Origin of the sequence: Vibrio sp. RW, from assembly GCF_027587105.1 — a bacterium.
In the GTDB taxonomy this organism is placed as follows: Bacteria; Pseudomonadota; Gammaproteobacteria; order Enterobacterales; family Vibrionaceae; genus Vibrio; species Vibrio toranzoniae.
Genome location: NZ_JAPPTM010000031.1, coordinates 22271 through 41743 on the forward strand (window position 1 = coordinate 22271; position 19473 = coordinate 41743).

Genomic DNA, 19473 nt, shown 5'->3' on the forward strand with positions numbered 1-19473 from the left:
AGCCTGACTCTATTATTTTAGCTTCAGGAAAAGTCAACACAAGCCAGATCACTCAGCACCTTATACAACTTCCCTTTTCCACTCTTCCTAATCATCAAACCATTATAAATTCGCAAATCGCAATTGCAAAATACAACAGTAAGATTTTAAAACGCGAATAAAACGCCTAAATACGCACCAGATTGCTATAAAACTGCCGTTTTACGTGATTTTAAAAGTTGGCACGCTACCTGCAATGTATATATTGACCCTTCTTAAGCCGAGGGTCACCTAGCCAACTGACGTTGTTAGTGAACCTATTCTTGTTCACAAAATATATAAGCCAATCGCGGTTATTGCGATTGGCTATTTTTTTGCCAGTCGTTTGTCTAGCCGCACCTCTCTCGATACAGACACCCATTCATTGCATAATAATCAACATTCATGACAACTTCGGTATCGAAGAAGGTAAGCCAGGTAGCCTACTGACTCTTCCTGCTGATAATGGTTTGATGCTGTGCATCGCCAAACGACAGTCCAATACTCAGTGCGCCATAGCAAAGCGATCGCAGAGACTCAACTAGCTAAAACAAAAATTAACTTATCTCAAACGGAAGATATAAACTTTAAGCGCTAACATCGTCTATAATAAATGATGAAAGGAAGCTGAGATCCTTCCTTCTGTTATGTTAAGCGAATTGACAAAGCCATCACTAAATTAGTGTATACTTTCGACCCCGCATGATATGACAAAAAAACACGGATTTTTCAATCAATGAGTGTACATCTCGAAAGACTGTGTTAACATGCACTCGCCCTGTTATACGGAGTTATTTAAGTTAGATGAAAGTAAAATTAACAAGTAAAATCGTCACCCGTTTTTGTAAGTAGTTTTTCCTTATTTCTTAGCAACATTAAATAATTCAATTATCAGCGCATTGCAGTAATGCAATCAACAATTTAGAAAATTTATGAATAAGGGACAAATTATGTCTAACACAAATACTGGCACTGTAAAATGGTTTAACGAAGAGAAAGGTTTCGGCTTCATTTCTCAAGACAACGGCGGCGCTGACGTATTCGTACACTTCCGTGCAATCGTTTCTGAAGGCTTCAAAACTCTGAAAGAAGGCCAAAAGGTTTCTTTCGAAGTTGAAAACGGTCAAAAAGGCCTACAAGCAGCAAACGTTGTTGCTCAATAATAAGCTTTTAGCTTAAAAGAATTCTAAAGCGCTGATTTTTATCGGCGCTTTTTACTATCTACACAAAAACATTTTCCTACCCCACTTTCTCTAGATTCCTACCCTACTCTAGATCTTACACTTAAGTCAGAGTAAACCAATCACAGATCTGCTTTCAATTTACCCTTACTAGTATGTAAATCTATTCTGTTACTCCAGTTTCAACACCATTCATTTTTACTGAAAAACTTCATACCAAAACCAATCTTTGTTACAAAATAAGTAACCAAAAATCGGGTTAAAGAACAATCCATTAGATGACCTTTATCAATACTCAACCGATATTCATAATAAAAAGTAGTGATTTATCCAACCCTCATCTATTAATAATATAATTTTTGCAGCAAAAATCTTCGAAATCCGCTAACCTTGTCCACAAGTGGCTTTAGTTGGTTTGGTATCTGCAGTAAAAATAATGAAAAAAGATGAATTTCAGAAATCCACCGCTAATCTAAAAAAAGCGGTGCCTCTTATGATGAAGAATAGGGTGTCTACAACACCTGCAAATTACGCACTTTGGTACACCTATGTCGACAACGCGATCCCGCAGTTGACTCAAGATATGGATGGTATTTTAGAACACTACGGTATTTGTCCTCCAGCTGTTGGTGAGCAGCTTTACAACAGCTATGTTGCGAGCAAATCCGAAACTAATATCAGTGACCTACGAGCTAACTTAGAGCTGTTAGTTTCTGAAGTTTCGAACTCGATGAACGATACTTTAACTGATACCTCTGCGTTCTCTGACATGATTGATAAAAGCTTCGAAGATTTGGCTCGCGTTGATAATGAAAGCTTATCTATTGATGAAGTCATGTCTTTGGTTCGCCAGCTTGTTTCTGAGTCTCGTCATATTCGTCACTCGACCCAGTTTCTAAACTCTCAGCTGAATTCTGCAACGTCAGAGATTACCAAGCTAAAAACCCAACTGGTAGAAGTACAAAAAGACGCACTCTTTGATAGCACAACGACTCTGTATAACCGCCGCTCTTTCGACCGTGATATGGAAACCTTGTGTGAAGCCAACCAATCTCTGTGTTTGATTCTTCTCGACATCGACCACTTTAAAAATTTCAACGATACCTATGGCCACTTATTTGGTGATATGGTTCTAAAAGGGATTGCTCGTAAACTGAAGTTAAGCTGTCGAGAGGGCATTTCTGCCTATCGTTTTGGTGGTGAAGAGTTCGCACTCATTGTGCCAAACAAATCTTTACGTATTACTCGTCAACTTGCTGATACTATCCGTCGCTCTCTAGAAAAGATGTCGATTAAAGATCGTCGCAGTGGTGAGCAAGTCGGTAATATCACCGCATCGTTTGGTGTTGCTGAACTTGAACTTGGTGAATCTTCTCAGTCACTGATCGAACGTACTGATAAGCTACTTTACGAAGCGAAGTCACTTGGCCGTAACCGAGTAATGCCTGTGTAAGGTTTCACTTGCTCTACACAAACTAGAGCAAGTGAAGGATTAAGCGAAATGCGTTCGAAAAAGCCTCAAAGACTATCTAACACGTTAATTCTTTGAGGTTTTTTCTTCGGCTATATGTATTGTTCTCTATGCTTAGAGTGTGCCATTAGATTTGAAAGCAGTAATTCAGGCAGTAGTCTTCACCACTCTTTGCTCTGAACTCTTTATCTTCGCTGCATGCCTTTGGCTTACCTTTTGCGTCACCTTGAATCAAACTGATCCAATGGCGCATTGCTGCAATGGTCTCTTCGCACATTGTGGTTGTTGCTTCCATTGACGATTGACCGAACGTGGTACATGATTCCAACTGAATATCATCAATTTCTACTAGCTCAATGCAACCCGTCCCTTTATGACATCCAAACATCACCTCGAGGTGACTTCCACTGCCATCTCGGAACAAGATAGAGTCCGGGTCATTCTTCTCACCCATATACGCTACAAACTGTTTAGGGTGCTTTAGGCCGCTGTGCTGACCGTCTTTAAAGTAAGCCATAATATGACGGTAGTCGACTACATAGCTGGTTACGTCTTGATGTGAGCCCTTCTCTAGTGGGAACAGTCGATCAAGCAGCTGCTTTGCTCTCACTTGCTTCTCAGTTTGCTGGTTTGCACTGATTGTCTCCACGGCAAAGACAGCTTCAGCGATAAATGGCTTTGATTGTTTTTGGATTTCTGTTTTATCGAATGTAAGCATATTCATAGTCTTTCCCTCTTGACCAGTCCGGTGATAACCACCGATTTCTAACGCAAAAATGTGTCCTAGAGCAATTATTCAAAACTAACGTTTAATTTATTTGTCATTTTGTGAATTGCTTAGTTTGTAGATTAGCGCTTTTTTACATACAATTTCACAACAAAAATTTTACAATGTGAATTTTACAAATATGGCCTTGTCAAAAAGTTTAGTTCGTCAGTCACATTTCCTAGGTACAAAAATACGTAACCTAAGAAAACGTAACCATTTAACGATGGAAGACCTGTCTGCGCGTTGTATTAGAATCAACCCAGAATACGCGCCTTCCGTTTCTTATCTGTCAATGATTGAACGTGGAAAGCGGGTGCCAAGCATCGATATGCTAGAAGTGATCGCGCAGGTCTTTCAAAAGAATCCGACGTGGTTTCTCGACGACGAATCAGAACAACAAGCCATTGCTCCTGATAAAGGAAATCGTGGTGGGATAAGTGGCATGGCACTCGAGCCTAGCTTTCTTTTCTCCAACGACATCCTGCAGATTGCGATTCCTGAAATGCTGTCACAAACGGGGATCTCTGGCCGTCAGTTTGCGCACCTCTTGATTCGAGCACACCAAGAAAGCAACCAGAACCACTTCCCTGACCTTGAACGTGCGGCAGAGGAAGTTGGCTTAAAGCGCCTTAACCTGAGCGTAGAAGACCTTATAGACATCGCAAGAAGCCTTGGAATCAACATCCGCTGGGTTACGCGCACACCGCAAGACGTAGTCGATGAACTCGGCATAAATGCCAAACAGCTGGTCACCTCTTTTTTTGAACCTCCAGGCACTATCTTCTTAAACGAAATTCTTAAAGAGTACCCGACCCGTCTGAAATACGATCTCTCGGTATATATCGGCCATTGCATTCTGCATAGCAAGGAAGGTCTTAAGAGTGTGTTGTCGGTCGGTAACAACAACACTTGGGACGATAACCAAATATCGGGCTCTTCTCAGCTTAATTCCCAAGACATCTTGCAAGCATGGCGTGATTTTGAGTCCAGTTTTTTTGCTGGTGCACTGTTATGCCCAAAAGTCCCGTTTAGACAGTTGCTAGACCGTACGGGTTACGAAATCGACGTTCATAAAAGAGCAGGGGTTTCCCCCTCTGTAGCGATGCGCCGAATGACGGTAGTATCGCCCTACCCTCACTGGCATTACTTTGATGCTTATGGACCGGGGAAACTCAAGGCTGTATATCGCGGAAACGGGATTCCACTGCCTTGGGGCAATATGAGAACGGTCGCTGATCCATGTCAGCATTGGGCCGTGTTCCGTCGATTATCAGAGCCTCGAGCGGGCAGTTCGGCTCAAATTTCCATTTTAAACGTGGGCGATGAGCCAAGAATCTACTGCTGTGAATCCATCAATATGACGGATCCTGCGGGTAACAATCGCGTGTTGTGTGCAGGCATTGACCTCAACCCTGCGATTGATGCTCAAGGCGGTAACTCAAGAGAAATAGCAGAGCAACTTAAAGCTTCATGCGTCAACAATGGCGGTTCTGTGACTATCCCACGTAACATCAAAAAAGATCTCACGACAATAGCCAAGATTCTAAATATAAATTGGATTGAACGCGGGATCGAAACAGAGGCTCGGCTTATTTGTTCTCGAGGTGGAGAGTGCCCTCGTCAACCAAGTTGTTATTCAAAATGTGGTGAGTGATAACAGTATGAGAATTATAGGTAATTTGTCTTGCTCTGCTCTGCTTAGCTTAGCTTAGCTTAGCTTAGTAGCGACGATGAATAAAACTAAGGCCTCAAGCCGAGCCTAAAATTCAAGCAAAAAAAAACCAATCACAAAAGGGTGATTGGTCATATATTTTGTGTGAACAATAAAGGTTCACTAACAACGTCAGTTGGCTAGGTGACCCTCGGCTTAAGAAGGGTCACGTTTATTAATGCAGTATGTGTGCCAACTTTAAATCATGCATTTTCTACGCATCTGAACACGTATTGACCGTAAACTCCTGTTTATTTTGCAAACTAAAATTGCAAATTGCAAACAACAACAAAACGCTAGTGATTCCATTATTAATAGACAGAAATTAACATATAATTAACACGATCTATTTCAAATTCAATATGTTTTGCCCTTGTCATCCCTGAATATAGCCATATAGCGTCTACAAAAACGCGAATATTGAAAATCAATATTCGCGCTTCATTAGGTTCGGTTACAAGTTTGCTATATCAAAAAGTGGCGTTCTTAAAACACCCTTCCTGTATTCAGCTCAACTCGAATTTATTTTTGAGCCGGAATCTATTTTTGAGCCGATGGCTTAGAGCGATTTATAGATGGCTTGCTACCAGACGGTTTATTCACTGACGATTTAGAAGTTGGTTTATTTAATGAACGTCCAGAACCATAGCCCGCACCATCACCTGATTTCTTAGGTTTAACAGCACCGTTTTGAGTACTTGAGTTAGTATTTTTCTCAGAGCTTCTGCCAGCATTACCACGCTTAAAGTTATTGCCATTGTTTCTTACTGATTTATCATCAGCTGCAGTCGCTGAGTTACTATCTAGCGCTTTCTTAGCTGTGTTTGGCTTACGCTTTGGCGCAGATCCAGAACCCGGCACGTGGCGCTTGTTTTTACTCGCTGGCTTATGTCCACGAGCATTCTCACCAGAACGTTGACCATCAGAGTGTTCACGAGGCTTCTTCGGTTTCTTAGGCTTGATAGGACGCGTATCCAATCGTGATTCAGGTAACTTGTTTACAGGCGAGAAGCCTTCAAGTTCACGACGCTCTAGCACTTGCTGAATAAGACGCTCAATACCGAACAGTTCGCCCACTTCATCTGCACAAACGAGTGAAATAGCTTTACCTACTTCACCAGCACGGCCAGTACGACCGATACGGTGTACATAGTCTTCAGATACATGTGGAAGATCGAAGTTAACGACTTGAGGCAGTTGCGGGATATCAATACCACGCGCCGCGATATCAGTCGCTACTAGTACCCGTACCTTGCCTGATTTAAAGTTTTCTAAGGCTTTAGTACGAGCCCCCTGGCTCTTGTTACCATGGATAGGAGCTGCAGTAATGTCCTGTTCTTCTAAAAAGCGAGCCAGTTTATTGGCGCCGTGCTTAGTTTTGCTAAATACCAACACTTGGCGCCAATCATTATCTTTGATTAACTTCGCTAGCATTGGGCCTTTCTTCTTTTTATCTACTGGGTAAATACTTTGCTCAACGGTTTTCGCGGTTGAGTTCGCAGGGCTTACCGATATTTCAACTGGGTTGTTTACTAAGCCTTTAGCCAAGCCACGAATATCATCAGAGAACGTTGCTGAGAACAGTAGGTTTTGACGTTTCTTAGGCAAAAAAGCTAAGATCTTGCGGATATCGCGAATGAACCCCATGTCTAGCATACGGTCAGCTTCATCTAACACAAGGATCTCTAACTGATCAAAGCGCACCGCATTTTGGTTATATAAATCAAGTAGACGCCCCGGTGTTGCCACCAGCACATCACTGCCTTTACGCAGTTTTTGCATCTGAGGGTTAATTTTTACGCCACCAAATACAACGGTAGAAGTAAGAGGTAAATTAATACCATACTTAACTACGCTACCATTCACTTGTGCAGCAAGTTCACGAGTTGGCGTTAGCACTAGCGCACGAACTTGGTTCTGACGAACGCGTTGACCTTTTGATAGAATTTCAAGAATAGGTAGCGTGAAGCCAGCAGTTTTACCTGTACCTGTTTGAGCAGCGGCCATTACATCTTTGCCCTTTAGGACAGCAGGTATCGCTTTCTCTTGGATTGGTGATGGCTTATCGTAACCTTGTGCTTCAATTGCTTTAAGGATCGGTTCAGAAAGGCCAAGGGAGGTAAAACTCATAGATTATTTTCTCAGTTGAATAACATTTAATATGAGCAACGTAATAGAAAGAAATCGTTGCTACAGCTTTTGCTTATCAATTAGATTGATAGAAGCAAAACGCGGTATTCTGAGGCTTTTCCCCACATTCAGCAACTAAATTCTAATCACAGCTCAGATTCAACCTAGATAGCTTGTCGCTTCTGCTCATACATTTTTTCATCAGCCGCTTTCAAAAGAGCATCGACATCATTGTAGTTACTATTGTGAGTAACCCAACCTACGCTGATCCGAAGATAAATAGAGTGCGTCTCATAGACGACTGGAGGCGTGCAAATCGCCCTTCGAAGCTTTGTAACAATCGACGAAACATGTTCATCATCGATAATACGCGGTAGCAAAACTAAGAACTCATCCCCGCCGATCCTTGCGACAATGTCTGAGACACGCAATTCACTTTTAATACGCTTAGCACATTCGACTAATACTTGATCACCGGCTAGGTGACCATAAGTGTCGTTGATCGCTTTAAATCCATCTAGATCAATATTGACAACGGCAAAGGTCCTTGTCCCTTGTTTTTGAGTGCCCTTAAAGACCTGTTTCAAGCTGTACATGAAGTATCTACGATTCGGCAGCATCGTCAACTCGTCATGCATTGAGCGGCTATCTGCAATACGATACAAGCGATAGATGGTAAAAAAGGCTATCACTAACACAAGCGTTATAGTGTAGCTCACCAACCTTACGGCTTGAGTTCGGTACCAAGGGACGTCCATCAATACATTTTCATTTCCAGAGAGAGCAAGATACCAACCACCATAAGGGAAGTTCACTTGCTCTGTAGCAAACGCATTATCAAATACGTCTTGTTCGCCATAGAAGACATCGCCATTCTTCCCTGAACTGTTATCGCCACGAATTGCGAGCTCATATTTATTTTCGATCTCACCAATACCGACGTCTTCAAATAATTCATCTAAGTCAATAATGGCACTGGAAACACCCCAGTAATTTTGATAGAAGGGAGGATCTCGAAAGATAGGTGTTCGTGTAATGAGTGCTTGCCCACCTTGAAACAGCTCAAACGGGCCTGCGATAAATGTATGACCGATATTACGAGCGATCTCAATCGACTCCCATTGAACTGGGTGGTCGCGATAATCAATACCCAGGACCTGCGCATTACCTTCCATGGGATAAACGAAATTAAGCACATCATCTTTAGCTAAGGCAATCAATCGAATGTGGGAAGCATCTCGAATAATATTTTGCGCAATCCGCTCCCAATCTTTTTGGCCGCCATCGGGGTTGATAGTCACAATAGTCGAGAAACTGTTGAGAATATACATATCCGAGACGATCCTAGCTTCTATGCTCGATCGAATAATAGCCAGTTGTCTCTTTGCCTCAGAATAAGATTCATTTTTCAAAAAGGTTAACTGCTTGGCGTGAAACGCTTCGATAGCACTCACTATCACTACAAAAAATAACAAAGATAATAATTTGGCAGGCCATTGCTTGCTAGAACGATTGGGCATTCACGAACCTCTAACACTTTTGTTCTATTTACTGCCTTAAATCGGCTCATTTCTGACTAATCCATCATTATGCCGCCAAGTCATTAAAAATCCACACTTAATGGAGAGTCTCCATTAATTATTGAGTCATTCATCACTGACACTCTCGTCAACAACACTGATTATCCAATCAAACAATCTTAATAAAGCTTACATTGTACTGACCAAAATTTCACATGAAAGAATTCATCACTGTTATTTTATATACACCATTAATCACTTGGTACCTTACGTATGAAGCTAAAAATTACACTACTATGCATATTGCTATCAGTTGCTTTTACCATTTATGCAGAGGACAATTCTCAAAAAGAAAACGTACCGAGTGTTCAATCACAAGCCGATGCTCTTCTTTCTCATGAACCACTTTTCAAGCAGTCTGCTGACCTCATTCGTACCACCTACGAAAGCCAACTTTATACTCTGCCCGCCTTCAAGGAAGGTCACTATGGGTTACGGATGTATCGACAAACATTAGACGATAAATATGCTGCCGCTGTTTGGAGTGATATGGCGCGTGTTGCGAGTAAACTAAACCGCTTGTCTAATGACGTTCACACCATGGAACAGATTGTACTTTACTCAAAGCAGCGTGTTGCCTCTTATATTGATGACAACGATGAGCGCAGTACCCGGCGCTACAACGTAACCCAACACATGCCCGAATACCTATATCTTGGTGTGGACCTTCTCGGCTCTATGGCACGTGCAAATGAGTACGGTTTAGAACACAAGAACGATGCCAAGCTACGCGAAATCATTCGTCGCTATGACTTTTTACGCTACGTGACCAATGAAGACATGATAAAAGCCTGGGCGGCACAATTAGCTAATCAGGTTTATTGGCTGCGCCAACTGGGTGAGCAAGATGTCGTTGATGAGTTCGTCGACACGTTCAAAAAAACCTATCCAGACGACAAAGACAAGAAGCTATCAAGCCAGCAATACGGTAATAAGATCTATGGTATGACACATGTGATCTTCGGTGATTCGGAATACTACCAACACCAAGTAAGCGAGCAAGAGCACCAATGGATCTACGATTACTTTAGAGAGAACATCGATACGATTCTGCTGCGTGCAAAAGAAGATGTAATTGCAGAGGTTGGATTAACCTTCCTACTTGCAGGTCTAGAAGATGACCCAGTTGTCGAGAAAACTCGACTCGCTATCCAAGCCTCTATCGACAAGAAGCATGGGATGATCCCGTCTATCACGGGTGATTTTGATCTTGAGTACGGTGAACACCGCAACGTATTGGCAATCATGCTGCTCGATTGGCAGCAAGTGAACGAAGCACCGACGTTCAAGGGCAACCCTAAAGTGTTTAAAACGATTCCTTACGGGCTCATTGAAAACCAACCATTGAGTAAATAGAAACTCCAAGGTTTACCTACAGAATTTAAAAGCCGCATACCTTTCGAGGCCTGCGGCTTTTTACTGTTTACTACATCAGTATTCGTATTAAGATAAAAACGACATCATGCTCCTGACACAGCTTTGTTCATCACTATCGTGAAATCCCCTTCTGCATAGCCTTCTATCAAGGAAACATCATCACACAGCGTTTTACAGAAACGATAAACGCCTTGAGGGTGATAACTCATCAAGGTATTGCGCGAAGGATATTGGCTTGAATTGAGCAGATTAAAAATCACAGTCTGATTCGCTAGCCCGAACATACGAGTAATCATGTTCGTCAGATAGTCGGAGTCACGAGAGATATAATTCAGTGAGCCACTGGCGATAACCACATCGTGCGCTTCTAGGTTCATCTTACTCATATCACCCGCAATGAATTGGCAGCGAGCCTCGGTGTAATTTTGCTTGGCCTTTTTGAGAAAATCGGCGTGTTGGTCAACGCCTGTGTACGATTGAATACGATAGATACTGTCGAGCAGTTCGAACAACTCTCCATAGCCACAGCCCAAATCCAAAACACTCTTCTTCTCAAAGTCGGCCGAGCGTGCGATGACTTCGAAGCGACATAATTGGCTCTCTTCGTTGATCCAGCCTAAAGACTTTGCCTTATCCCCTTGCCAACGATTGGTTTGCTTTCGGTGATACCAGTACACCTTAAAACGGTCGCGCCAGTGCATTCAAATCTGTCCCACTTCAGTGAACATCCGCATACCTTAATGATATTAAGCTTTAGAACTTGAAAAGAAGAGCCCACCGATCTTATAACCAATCGCATAACAAACCACAGCAATAGTCACAAACACCAATGCCGAGAAAAAGTACGCCACCGATGCCGCTACGCCAGTGCCCCACACGACGCTAAACACCAAACCGAGATAAGCCTCTTGTGGCCACTGAGAGATAGGAAACTGAGTACCACCCGCAATAAGATAAACCATCGCAAACAAGCCGATAAAGGCGGTGATAAGACCGATAAGAACGCGCATGTTCATGGGGAGACCTTTGATTTATTGGACTTGGTTGCTTTTGTTCTGGTCAAACCGAATGTTCTAAATCGAAACCGGATGTTCTTGACCGAAACTGAATGTAATTAATCGCAACCTAATGATATTCAAGTATATCGAATAAAATGGGCTTGCTCTATTACTCTTCCGAGTGAGGCTAGCATACGACAGAGCAATGAAAGTAGTGGTTTGAATCTGAATCAACTTAACAAGCAGGCACAAAAAAGCGGACACCCTTCTTACGTAAACTCCGTAAGCAAGGTCTCCGCTTTTACGAATCTAATCGCTTTTACTGAGCCGAGCTTAAAGCAGGATAAAAATACCCGCTAAACATGCACTCATTAGGTTTGCTAACGTACCAGCAACTACCGCTTTCAAACCTAAATTAGCTACTTCAGCACGACGCTCTGGCGCCATCACACCGATAGAACCCAGTTGAATCGCGATAGAGCCAATGTTAGCGAAGCCACATAGAGCAAATGTCACAATCACTTGGCTGTGTTCAGATAACAGCGCTTTGTTCTCAATGAAGTCGATGAAAGCAACAAACTCGTTCATTACAATCTTCTGACCGATGTAAGAACCCGCCATCAACACTTCATCACTCGGGATACCAATCAGCCACGCTAGCGGCGAGAACAGGTAACCGAAGATAGCTTGCAGCGTAATACCCGCAAAACCGAACGTCTCACCTAGACTTTCTAGGCCCGTGTTCACCATCGCAATCACACTCACGAATGCAATCAACATAGTACCGACAGCCACTGCGACTTTCATACCGTTCATCGCGCCGCTTGCCAATGCATCAATCACATTGCTTTGGTCAGCTTTATCTAGCTCAATGTGTTCGTAATCGCTTGGTGTGCTGCGCTCAGGAACAATGATCTTCGCCATCAATAGGCTACCTGGAGCCGCCATGAAACTTGCTGCAATAAGGTATTTAAGTTCAACACCTAATCCTGCATAGCCACCAAGTACACTACCCGCAACAGACGCCATACCACCCGCCATTACAGCAAACAGCTCAGAACGAGTCATAGATTTTAAAAATGGACGAATAAGAAGAGGAGACTCACCCTGAGAAAGGAAGATATTACCGGTTGCAACCAAAGATTCAGCTTTACTTGTACCCAGCAGTTTTTGCACCGCTCCGCCTAAGATTTGAATCACTTTCTGCATGATGCCTAAGTAATAAAGCGCAGAGATCAAAGCACTGAAGAAGATGATAATTGGAAGTACGCGAACTGCGAAAATGAAGCCTTCAGTAGCAAGGTCACCGAAAAGGAAAGCAATACCAGCGTCTGCAAAACCAAGCAGGCTAGAAACGCCATTACTTAGGCTTGTTAACGCCAACTGTCCCCATGGGAAATACAATACTAGAGCAGCAAAGCCAATCTGAAGTAATAGAGCACGAGAGACCGTTTTCCAGTTAATCGAAGAACGACTTTCAGATAACAGGTACGCGCAAGCAATCAGTGCAATAACACCGACAAAACCAAATAGAATATTCATAATGTGTCCTAGTAATCCTTATAGAGTGAACATGAGCCAAGCAAATGACATCAAAGGAACAGGACAAAGAACCGCAAGCAACACGCTACGCGATGAAGGAGCTAACAGAGTTAGCGAATGTAACAACGAGTTGTTCATGTAAGAATCACCTTATACAAGCAGTGGAACGTAGCTGGTCCGGTCCGTGGGGTCATTCACATATCCATGTGACGGCTTGTATTGGCTAAGCACCGGCTTAAAACCGGAAGAGAAGTATAAACAGTTAAGTGAGACTTGCATCACATTTTTTAACGCAAACGTTCGCGCGGTTAAGAATTGTGCAAAACGGGATGCTTATCGGAGAGATCTACTGGGACAGTTAAAAATAAGTTAACTAGATCTATGATTTAGCTAAAAAGCCACAGCACGTGGCTTTTCTAGAATAGGAGCACCAGTAACTAGTTTAGCAAAGCACTTTTTACTTCAACATCTTGGAAGATTTCTTCAAAACGCTGTTTGTAGATAAGCTGCATCTCATTGATAATCGCGCCGCCATCCGGAACATCATTCTCACCTTGGAAGTTTTTACTCAGTAACTTCTTACCGGCTTCATCATAAATAATCACATTGACGTTATACCAAGAGTTGTCTGTGAACGCGTGGAAATCATACTTCCATTCATTCAAAACGAACATCATAGATTTATTGTCGAACGCTTTCATCTGCTCAACGACTTTAGTTATGTCTTCGTTTGGTGTCGTCTCGACTGAGTCCACCGTCACTTGCTGATTCTTTAAGCCTGCAACGAGCCTATCCGTCAAAAACTGCGACATTGGTTGCTGAGTCGCCGTATTGTATGAATAAGGTATCCCCAATGAACTGCGAATGATTCCCTCAAACTTTGGTTCTTTATCTTGTTCTAAAACGTATGGACGCTTATCAATAACAGCAATAGTCAGCGCTTTTTCTTGTGGAACCACACTCAATTGCGGCGCACTTTGTTCCGCAGTTAATACGGTTGCACAGCCGGAAAGCCCAAGCGATACTGCAACGAGCAGCAAACTGACGAGTTTTTTCATGATATTTACCTATCTTATTTTTTGAAGGTGGTGTTCTAACAAAAACCAACGTAACCAGTAAACATTCATTAAATCAATAATTTATAAAACTCCTATCAATGTCGATTTCATCACATATTTACCTACACTTATTGATAAAGCACCCAATAAAAACCACCTAAGAGTCACTTGTAAATAAGGTTTATGAAATGAGCGCGATATGTTTAACCCTTGTAGCAAGCAGATTAATTGTGCAGTTAATTTTGTGTAATTATTCCCCCCTTTTCTGTGTTGTGCCTCATTTACCGCCACTTCAAGATTCATCTTAAGTTTAGATGCGTATATACTTTGTATTATCTTACCCATTCATTATCTATAAAAATTAGAGCTGATTAGATATAACGGCCATCAAAACAAAGAGAGGAAACACGTGAAGAAAATGGAAGCTCCGCACGACATGAACAATGGAGCTAGGTTCAAAACAAATAGACACGGCTATGTGACAGTCGTTGAATATTATAATACCTACACTGTTATTGTCGCGTTTGAAAACACCGGAAATATCCGCGCTATTAGTGCGGCGAAGTTACGTACAGGCCAACTTACCGATCGCTCTGTTGCACCTGAGTCAATTATGATTGGTGAACAAGTTGAATCTGTAAAACACGGTATTCTTACTATCACCCAAGTCGAATCTGAAAATATTGTTGTACTGACGAATGCTAATAATGAAGAAATTAGAATGCTATTGCCCGCAGTACAAAAAATGAAAGATAAGACTGAAGACGTCGACAGTGAAAATGTTGCATCGCCAAAACCGACTTCGCTTAGCCAGCTGACAAAAAGAAATAAAAAGACCAAAGACGTTAATAGCATGCTTAAGAAAATGCTTACCGATTACGGTCGATACGATTAATTACTCATTTTCTGAAATTAAACCTCTAAATATTTATATCCTAGCGTCAAAATTAATTAAGCCTTCCTTTCTCAATAAAATACGTTGCATATTCGAGTGAAAAGTTAAATTTGATCAAAGTCTCACTCTGGATCTTTACCGCAAATTAACGAGATCTCCATCACAATATCATTTTAGCTTTGTGATGGAGATCTTATTGAAATCTGAATATTTCCATTACTATGCTCTCACACAATAAGAGAACGAAGTTTCTCAACCCCTAAAATCCAATTGAGACAAATATTATGAAAAAGATTCTTGTAGTTTGCGGTAACGGCCTAGGTACTTCTCTAATGATGGAAATGGCAGTAAAAGAAGTGGCTAAGAAAATTGGTTTTGAAGCAGAAGTTGATCACGAAGATCTATCATCTTCTGCATCAAGCAATGCCGACATTTGGGTAGCAGCAACAGACGTTGCAAACCAACTAAAAGACGCTGGTAAAGAGAACATCATCAGCCTTAAAAATATTTTTGACAAAGCATCAATCGAAGAACAACTAAAAACTTTCATGTAAGGTCAAAATTATGCAAAACTTTTTCGAGTTCATGCTCGGCTTATTAAAAGAGCCAGCGATCATGGTAGGTTTAATTGCTTTCATTGGCCTAGTTGCTCAGAAAGCCGATATTTCTACCATTCTTAAAGGTACCATTAAAACCGTAATGGGTTTCCTAATTTTAGGTTTTGGTGCAGGCGCTCTTGTTGGCGCACTAAATAACTTTTCGGTTGTATTTACTGAAGCTTTCGGCGTAAGTGGTGTTATTCCAAATAACGAAGCAATTGTTGCACTAGCACAAGAAGCATTCGGTTACGAAATGGCTCTAATTATGTTCTTCGCATTCGTTGTGAATATTTTATTGGCTCGTATTACTCCTTTAAAATATATTTTCTTAACGGGTCACCACACAATGTTCATGTCTATGCTAGTAGCCGTAATTTTGTCTACAGCAAATATTGAAGGCACTGCTCTAGTAGCAATCGGCTCGCTCATTGTGGGCACACTGATGGTTGTGATGCCAGCACTAGGCCAAAAGTACACAGAGAAAGTGATGGGTACGGATCAACTGGCTATTGGTCACTTCTCTACCCTTTCTTACATCGTATCGGGTTTCATTGGCAGTAAGTTCGGCGACACATCGAAAACAACGGAAGACATCCAAGTTCCAAAAAGCCTGATGTTCTTACGTGATACGCCAGTTGCAGTAGCAACAACAATGGCTATCTTCTTCATGCTTGCATCAATTATTGCTGGCGGTGAGTTTGTAGAAACAATATCAAACGGTCAAAACTGGGTAGTATTCACCTTCATGCAGTCTCTTGTGTTTGCCGGTGGTGTTTACATCGTACTGCAAGGTGTGAAGATGCTGATTGCTGAAATCGTTCCTGCATTCAAAGGGATTTCTGACAAACTCGTACCGGGCGCAAAACCTGCTCTTGATTGCCCTATGGTATTCCCTGTAGCGCCAAACGCGGTACTTATCGGTTTCCTTTGTTCTTTCGCTGCTGGTCTACTAGCAATGGCAGTTCAAGGCGCGCTTGGTTGGACAATCATTGTAGCGGGCGTTGTTCCTCACTTCTTCGTCGGTGGCGCTGCTGGTGTTTACGGTAACGCAACAGGTGGTCTACGTGGTGCAATTCTAGGTTCATTCACGCAAGGTCTGTGTATCTCTTTCCTACCTATGCTACTGCTTCCTGTACTGGGTGGCCTTGGTCTTGAAGCAACAACGTTTGCTGACTTCGACTTCGGTGTTGTTGGTCTTATCCTAGGGTGGATTGTTTCATGAGCCTATTCGATTTAATTGGTAACCAAGGCGTTATCATCAACTCTGAAGAGAACCTAACGGTTGATGCAGCAATTGATGTAACATGTTCAACATTGCTAGCAAGCAACAAAATCGAAGCTAGCTATGTTGAAGCTATCAAGCAAAAGCACAAAGATATTGGCGCGTATTATGTTCTAGCGCCAAAGATTGCAATGCCTCATGCTCGTCCTGAAGATGGTGTGAACGAAGCATCACTGCAAGTGACGGTATTTAAACACGGTGTTGATTTAGAGTCAGAAGACAACGGAGACGTTTACCTTTCAATTACTCTGGCGGCAATGGATTCAGACAGCCATATCCAGACTATAATGGCACTATCAGAGTTGTTCCAAAATGATGATGACATAGATGCCATTATCGCCGCGGAAACAGCGCAAGCGATCATCGAGATCTTAAAACGATACTAACCTTGCTCTAACGATCCTGATATTGATCTGATAGACCCCCATTAAAAAAGCGATAGTCTCGGCTATCGCTTTCTGTTTCTGATGAGTCATTTTCATCTAAATTGGTTTAAGGCATCACACCCCAAAAGTACTCGCTAACGCTAAAACGCGTACATTCTTTTATCTGTTGATAATTCAAAGCAGTATTCCGAGTGTTTTTTTAGGCACTCAAACACTTCTCGATCCAACTTATGATTTTCAACAAGGTCAGCCAACATGTTTAAAGACTCTTCTAATGTCATGCCCTGTCGGTAAGGACGAGACTGAGTTAGCGCTTGGAACACATCCACTACCGCAATAATCCGACTGGGTTGATCCAATTGTTCAGCTGTTTTTCCCATCGGATAACCAGAACCATCCAATCTTTCATGATGGTTTGATGCCCACTGACAGATCTGGGGCGAGCTAAATAATTCCTGTAACGCAAATCGAGTGTCCGTTGCATGTCGCTTAATACAGCAATACTCTTCGTCTGTCAGCAAATCATATTTATGAAGAATCTCATTTGGTGTTTGCAGCTTACCTATATCGTGAACCAAACCTGCCAGATAAAGTTTTCGCTGAGTTGTGTGTGAGTAACCCAGTTGTTTTGCTAAATACTCAGAAAGCTGTCCGACTTTCAAAGAGTGCCTAAAGGTAAATGAACTCTTTGTATCAACGACATTGGCAATAAACTCAGCAAAGGCAACCGTCTCATTCAATGACATTTTTTGGGAGAAAAATGGCACAGGCTCAAAGTTATCTCTCATGTTTTCAATGTAAGGGAGCTCCATCGAAAACCAGAAATCATCCAGATCGACCAACTCACACATGTGTTGTACAAGGTTGGTCTCGAACATCTCATTAGCTTGCTCGGTCAAACGCTCAATGATGATTGCCTTACCATCTGGGGTTAGGTTCCCATAACGATCAGAAGAGGTGATGCCGTAAAGGTAGTCCACCCTATCGGCCAGCATCACGATAGCGGCCAATTCCTTTTCTAACTCACTGATCGGCATCGCCTTAAGCTCAACCCAAGGAGTATGATGATAAAGCACCGGCTTAGCGAATATAGAAAGAACTGGGCACTCTTTTAGAATTTGATAACCCTTTTGGCAATGGTGGTAACTTGAGTCTGGCACGAAACCAGAGGTCAAACTGAGGTGTTCATCAATTTGCGATACGCCGCAGTCGTGAATTAACCCCAACGAGAATGCTAGTTGCGCCTGCTCCTCTTCCCACCCGACACTCAGAGCGCATCGATACGCTATGTAACCAACTCTTTGTCCATGATTTTTGCTTTCAAAACCGACGTTATCAAGCGCCTTAGCAATACCAAATAGAGCCTTCCTTAAGTCTACGGTTACGTCCTGGCAATGTTGATTCATTAATTAAGCCTAGAATTTTTATAGTTTTTATATATTTAATCTGCCAATACTAATGCATAGTTAATGATTATATACACAACTATTGTAAGGTTTAATGAGTTTCGTGATAGATTTAACGTATAACGAAAAATTCGTGCCACAATATGTTGCATATTAAAAATCATGCAGCACTATATCCTACCGACCAAGGTTGACAGAAATCAGCAATCATAAGAAAAGGAAAGACATGTTTAAAGCAGTTATCGATAACGAACTATCCATTGCATTGGTTGAAGAGAGCTTCGCTTCTCATTACGCGGACATCTCACAAAACCAGAATGAGTACCTGAGCCAATGGCTTGCGTGGCCGCCACATTGTAAAACCGAGCAAGATTTTAGGATCTTCATCCAACGTTCGCTGCACGATTACGCAGAAGGCCAAAGCATGACCTGTGCGATTGTGTATAAAGATAATATCGTCGGTAACTGTAGCTTCAACACCATTGATCACAACAAGCAGAAAGTCACGATAGGCTATTGGCTGTCTGAACCGTACCAAGGAAAAGGGATTGTTACCCGTGTGGTCGAGAAGTTGATTGATATTGCTTTTAATAAGTTAGATATGGAAAAGGTCGAGATATCAGCGGCAACAGGTAACCAAAGCAGCCGTAAGGTTTGTGAGCGCTTACATTTCACATTAGAAGGCATCATCACTCGTGACGAAAACTTGAATGGTCGCATCGTTGACCACGCTATTTATGGCCTTCATCGTTCCAGGCGGTCATAACACTTAAGTTTAATTTATCCCTAATAACCCAAACGTCAACGAATAACGGGATACACATACTAGCGTTTTTAAATTCACCAATAATTAATATCCACAGCATTAATTTATTAGATAAGCTGACAATATTAATATACCTAAAACGATACCGCTCGTTTAGCAATCAACTCAATTATTAACTTTCCTATTTAATTAATAATTAGGAAACAAAGTCTAAAGTAACTAAAAATCACTTTAGGCGACAACTAGTATACAACGTCAACAATCATCCAATAGATTTAATTACCAAAAAACCATGACCTAAATC

Annotated in this window: 17 protein-coding genes and 1 pseudogene; 10 read left to right on the top strand and 8 right to left on the bottom strand. The window is 41.9% G+C overall.

Annotation, left to right across the window (positions count from 1 at the left end; translation table 11 throughout):
* Positions 1 to 413 precede the first annotated feature (413 nt).
* The 3 genes and pseudogenes from OCT63_RS18670 to OCT63_RS18680 form a co-directional block, all read left to right on the top strand.
* A pseudogene (locus OCT63_RS18670) lies at positions 414 to 616 on the top strand (cytosine deaminase); the annotation flags it as partial.
* A 352-nt stretch (positions 617 to 968) separates the two neighbouring features.
* Positions 969 to 1181 (top strand): transcription antiterminator/RNA stability regulator CspE, encoded by a 213-nt coding sequence (gene cspE / locus OCT63_RS18675; RefSeq protein ID WP_004740083.1) that lies wholly within the window; start codon positions 969 to 971, stop codon positions 1179 to 1181.
* A 454-nt stretch (positions 1182 to 1635) separates the two neighbouring features.
* Positions 1636 to 2652, top strand: coding sequence for a GGDEF domain-containing protein (locus OCT63_RS18680; RefSeq protein WP_269984294.1), 1017 nt, complete (start codon positions 1636 to 1638; stop codon positions 2650 to 2652).
* Between the two features lie 145 nt (positions 2653 to 2797).
* On the opposite strand, the gene OCT63_RS18685 is transcribed toward OCT63_RS18680, so the two are convergent.
* The gene (locus OCT63_RS18685; RefSeq protein ID WP_060469467.1) at positions 2798 to 3394 is read right to left on the bottom strand and encodes a malate synthase; all 597 of its coding nucleotides are present in this window, start codon (positions 3392 to 3394) and stop codon (positions 2798 to 2800) included.
* A 169-nt stretch (positions 3395 to 3563) separates the two neighbouring features.
* On the opposite strand from OCT63_RS18685, the gene OCT63_RS18690 reads away from it, so the two are divergent.
* Positions 3564 to 5093: a DUF3612 domain-containing protein gene (locus OCT63_RS18690; RefSeq protein ID WP_082710376.1), complete on the top strand. Its 1530-nt coding sequence runs from the start codon at positions 3564 to 3566 to the stop codon at positions 5091 to 5093.
* A gap of 597 nt (positions 5094 to 5690) precedes the next feature.
* Here OCT63_RS18690 and OCT63_RS18695 read toward each other — a convergent pair.
* Entirely contained in the window at positions 5691 to 7280 is a 1590-nt protein-coding gene (locus tag OCT63_RS18695; protein WP_161674196.1) for a DEAD/DEAH box helicase, read from the bottom strand.
* A gap of 164 nt (positions 7281 to 7444) precedes the next feature.
* A complete protein-coding gene (locus OCT63_RS18700; RefSeq protein WP_269984295.1) occupies positions 7445 to 8800 on the bottom strand; it encodes a diguanylate cyclase in 1356 nt (451 codons plus the stop codon).
* Between the two features lie 273 nt (positions 8801 to 9073).
* Here OCT63_RS18700 and OCT63_RS18705 point away from each other — a divergent pair, with 273 nt between their 5' ends.
* Positions 9074 to 10216, top strand: coding sequence for a DUF3541 domain-containing protein (locus OCT63_RS18705; protein WP_269984296.1), 1143 nt, complete (start codon positions 9074 to 9076; stop codon positions 10214 to 10216).
* A gap of 104 nt (positions 10217 to 10320) precedes the next feature.
* Here the strand turns inward: OCT63_RS18705 and OCT63_RS18710 are convergent, their stop codons facing one another.
* The 4 genes from OCT63_RS18710 to OCT63_RS18725 form a co-directional block, all read right to left on the bottom strand.
* Positions 10321 to 10938, bottom strand: coding sequence for a class I SAM-dependent methyltransferase (locus OCT63_RS18710; RefSeq protein ID WP_161679822.1), 618 nt, complete (start codon positions 10936 to 10938; stop codon positions 10321 to 10323).
* 45 nt (positions 10939 to 10983) lie between these two features.
* Positions 10984 to 11253, bottom strand: a complete 270-nt coding sequence (locus OCT63_RS18715) for a hypothetical protein (protein ID WP_017058698.1) — start codon at positions 11251 to 11253, stop codon at positions 10984 to 10986.
* 315 nt (positions 11254 to 11568) lie between these two features.
* Positions 11569 to 12777, bottom strand: coding sequence for a NupC/NupG family nucleoside CNT transporter (locus OCT63_RS18720; protein WP_060469460.1), 1209 nt, complete (start codon positions 12775 to 12777; stop codon positions 11569 to 11571).
* A gap of 437 nt (positions 12778 to 13214) precedes the next feature.
* Complete coding sequence (locus tag OCT63_RS18725) at positions 13215 to 13835, bottom strand: hypothetical protein (RefSeq protein WP_269984297.1); 621 nt, start codon at positions 13833 to 13835, stop codon at positions 13215 to 13217.
* A 418-nt stretch (positions 13836 to 14253) separates the two neighbouring features.
* On the opposite strand from OCT63_RS18725, the gene OCT63_RS18730 reads away from it, so the two are divergent.
* The 4 genes from OCT63_RS18730 to OCT63_RS18745 all read left to right on the top strand — a co-directional run bounded on the left by OCT63_RS18730 (position 14254) and on the right by OCT63_RS18745 (position 16997).
* A complete protein-coding gene (locus OCT63_RS18730) occupies positions 14254 to 14730 on the top strand; it encodes a hypothetical protein (protein WP_269984298.1) in 477 nt (158 codons plus the stop codon).
* 284 nt (positions 14731 to 15014) lie between these two features.
* Positions 15015 to 15284, top strand: coding sequence for a PTS sugar transporter subunit IIB (locus tag OCT63_RS18735; RefSeq protein ID WP_081229957.1), 270 nt, complete (start codon positions 15015 to 15017; stop codon positions 15282 to 15284).
* Positions 15285 to 15294: 10 nt separating this feature from the next.
* On the top strand, positions 15295 to 16551 hold the full coding sequence (locus OCT63_RS18740; protein WP_136980917.1) for a PTS ascorbate transporter subunit IIC: 1257 nt from the start codon (positions 15295 to 15297) through the stop codon (positions 16549 to 16551).
* The gene (locus OCT63_RS18745) at positions 16548 to 16997 is read left to right on the top strand and encodes a PTS sugar transporter subunit IIA (RefSeq protein WP_017058706.1); all 450 of its coding nucleotides are present in this window, start codon (positions 16548 to 16550) and stop codon (positions 16995 to 16997) included. Before OCT63_RS18740 ends, OCT63_RS18745 begins: the two co-directional genes overlap by 4 nt.
* 140 nt (positions 16998 to 17137) lie before the next feature.
* Here OCT63_RS18745 and OCT63_RS18750 read toward each other — a convergent pair whose 3' ends face one another.
* Positions 17138 to 18403 carry an HD-GYP domain-containing protein gene (locus OCT63_RS18750; RefSeq protein ID WP_269984299.1) on the bottom strand — a complete coding sequence of 422 codons (1266 nt, stop codon included), beginning with the start codon at positions 18401 to 18403 and terminating at the stop codon, positions 17138 to 17140.
* A gap of 226 nt (positions 18404 to 18629) precedes the next feature.
* Here OCT63_RS18750 and OCT63_RS18755 point away from each other — a divergent pair, with 226 nt between their 5' ends.
* A complete protein-coding gene (locus tag OCT63_RS18755) occupies positions 18630 to 19169 on the top strand; it encodes a GNAT family N-acetyltransferase (RefSeq protein ID WP_269984300.1) in 540 nt (179 codons plus the stop codon).
* Positions 19170 to 19473 lie beyond the last annotated feature (304 nt).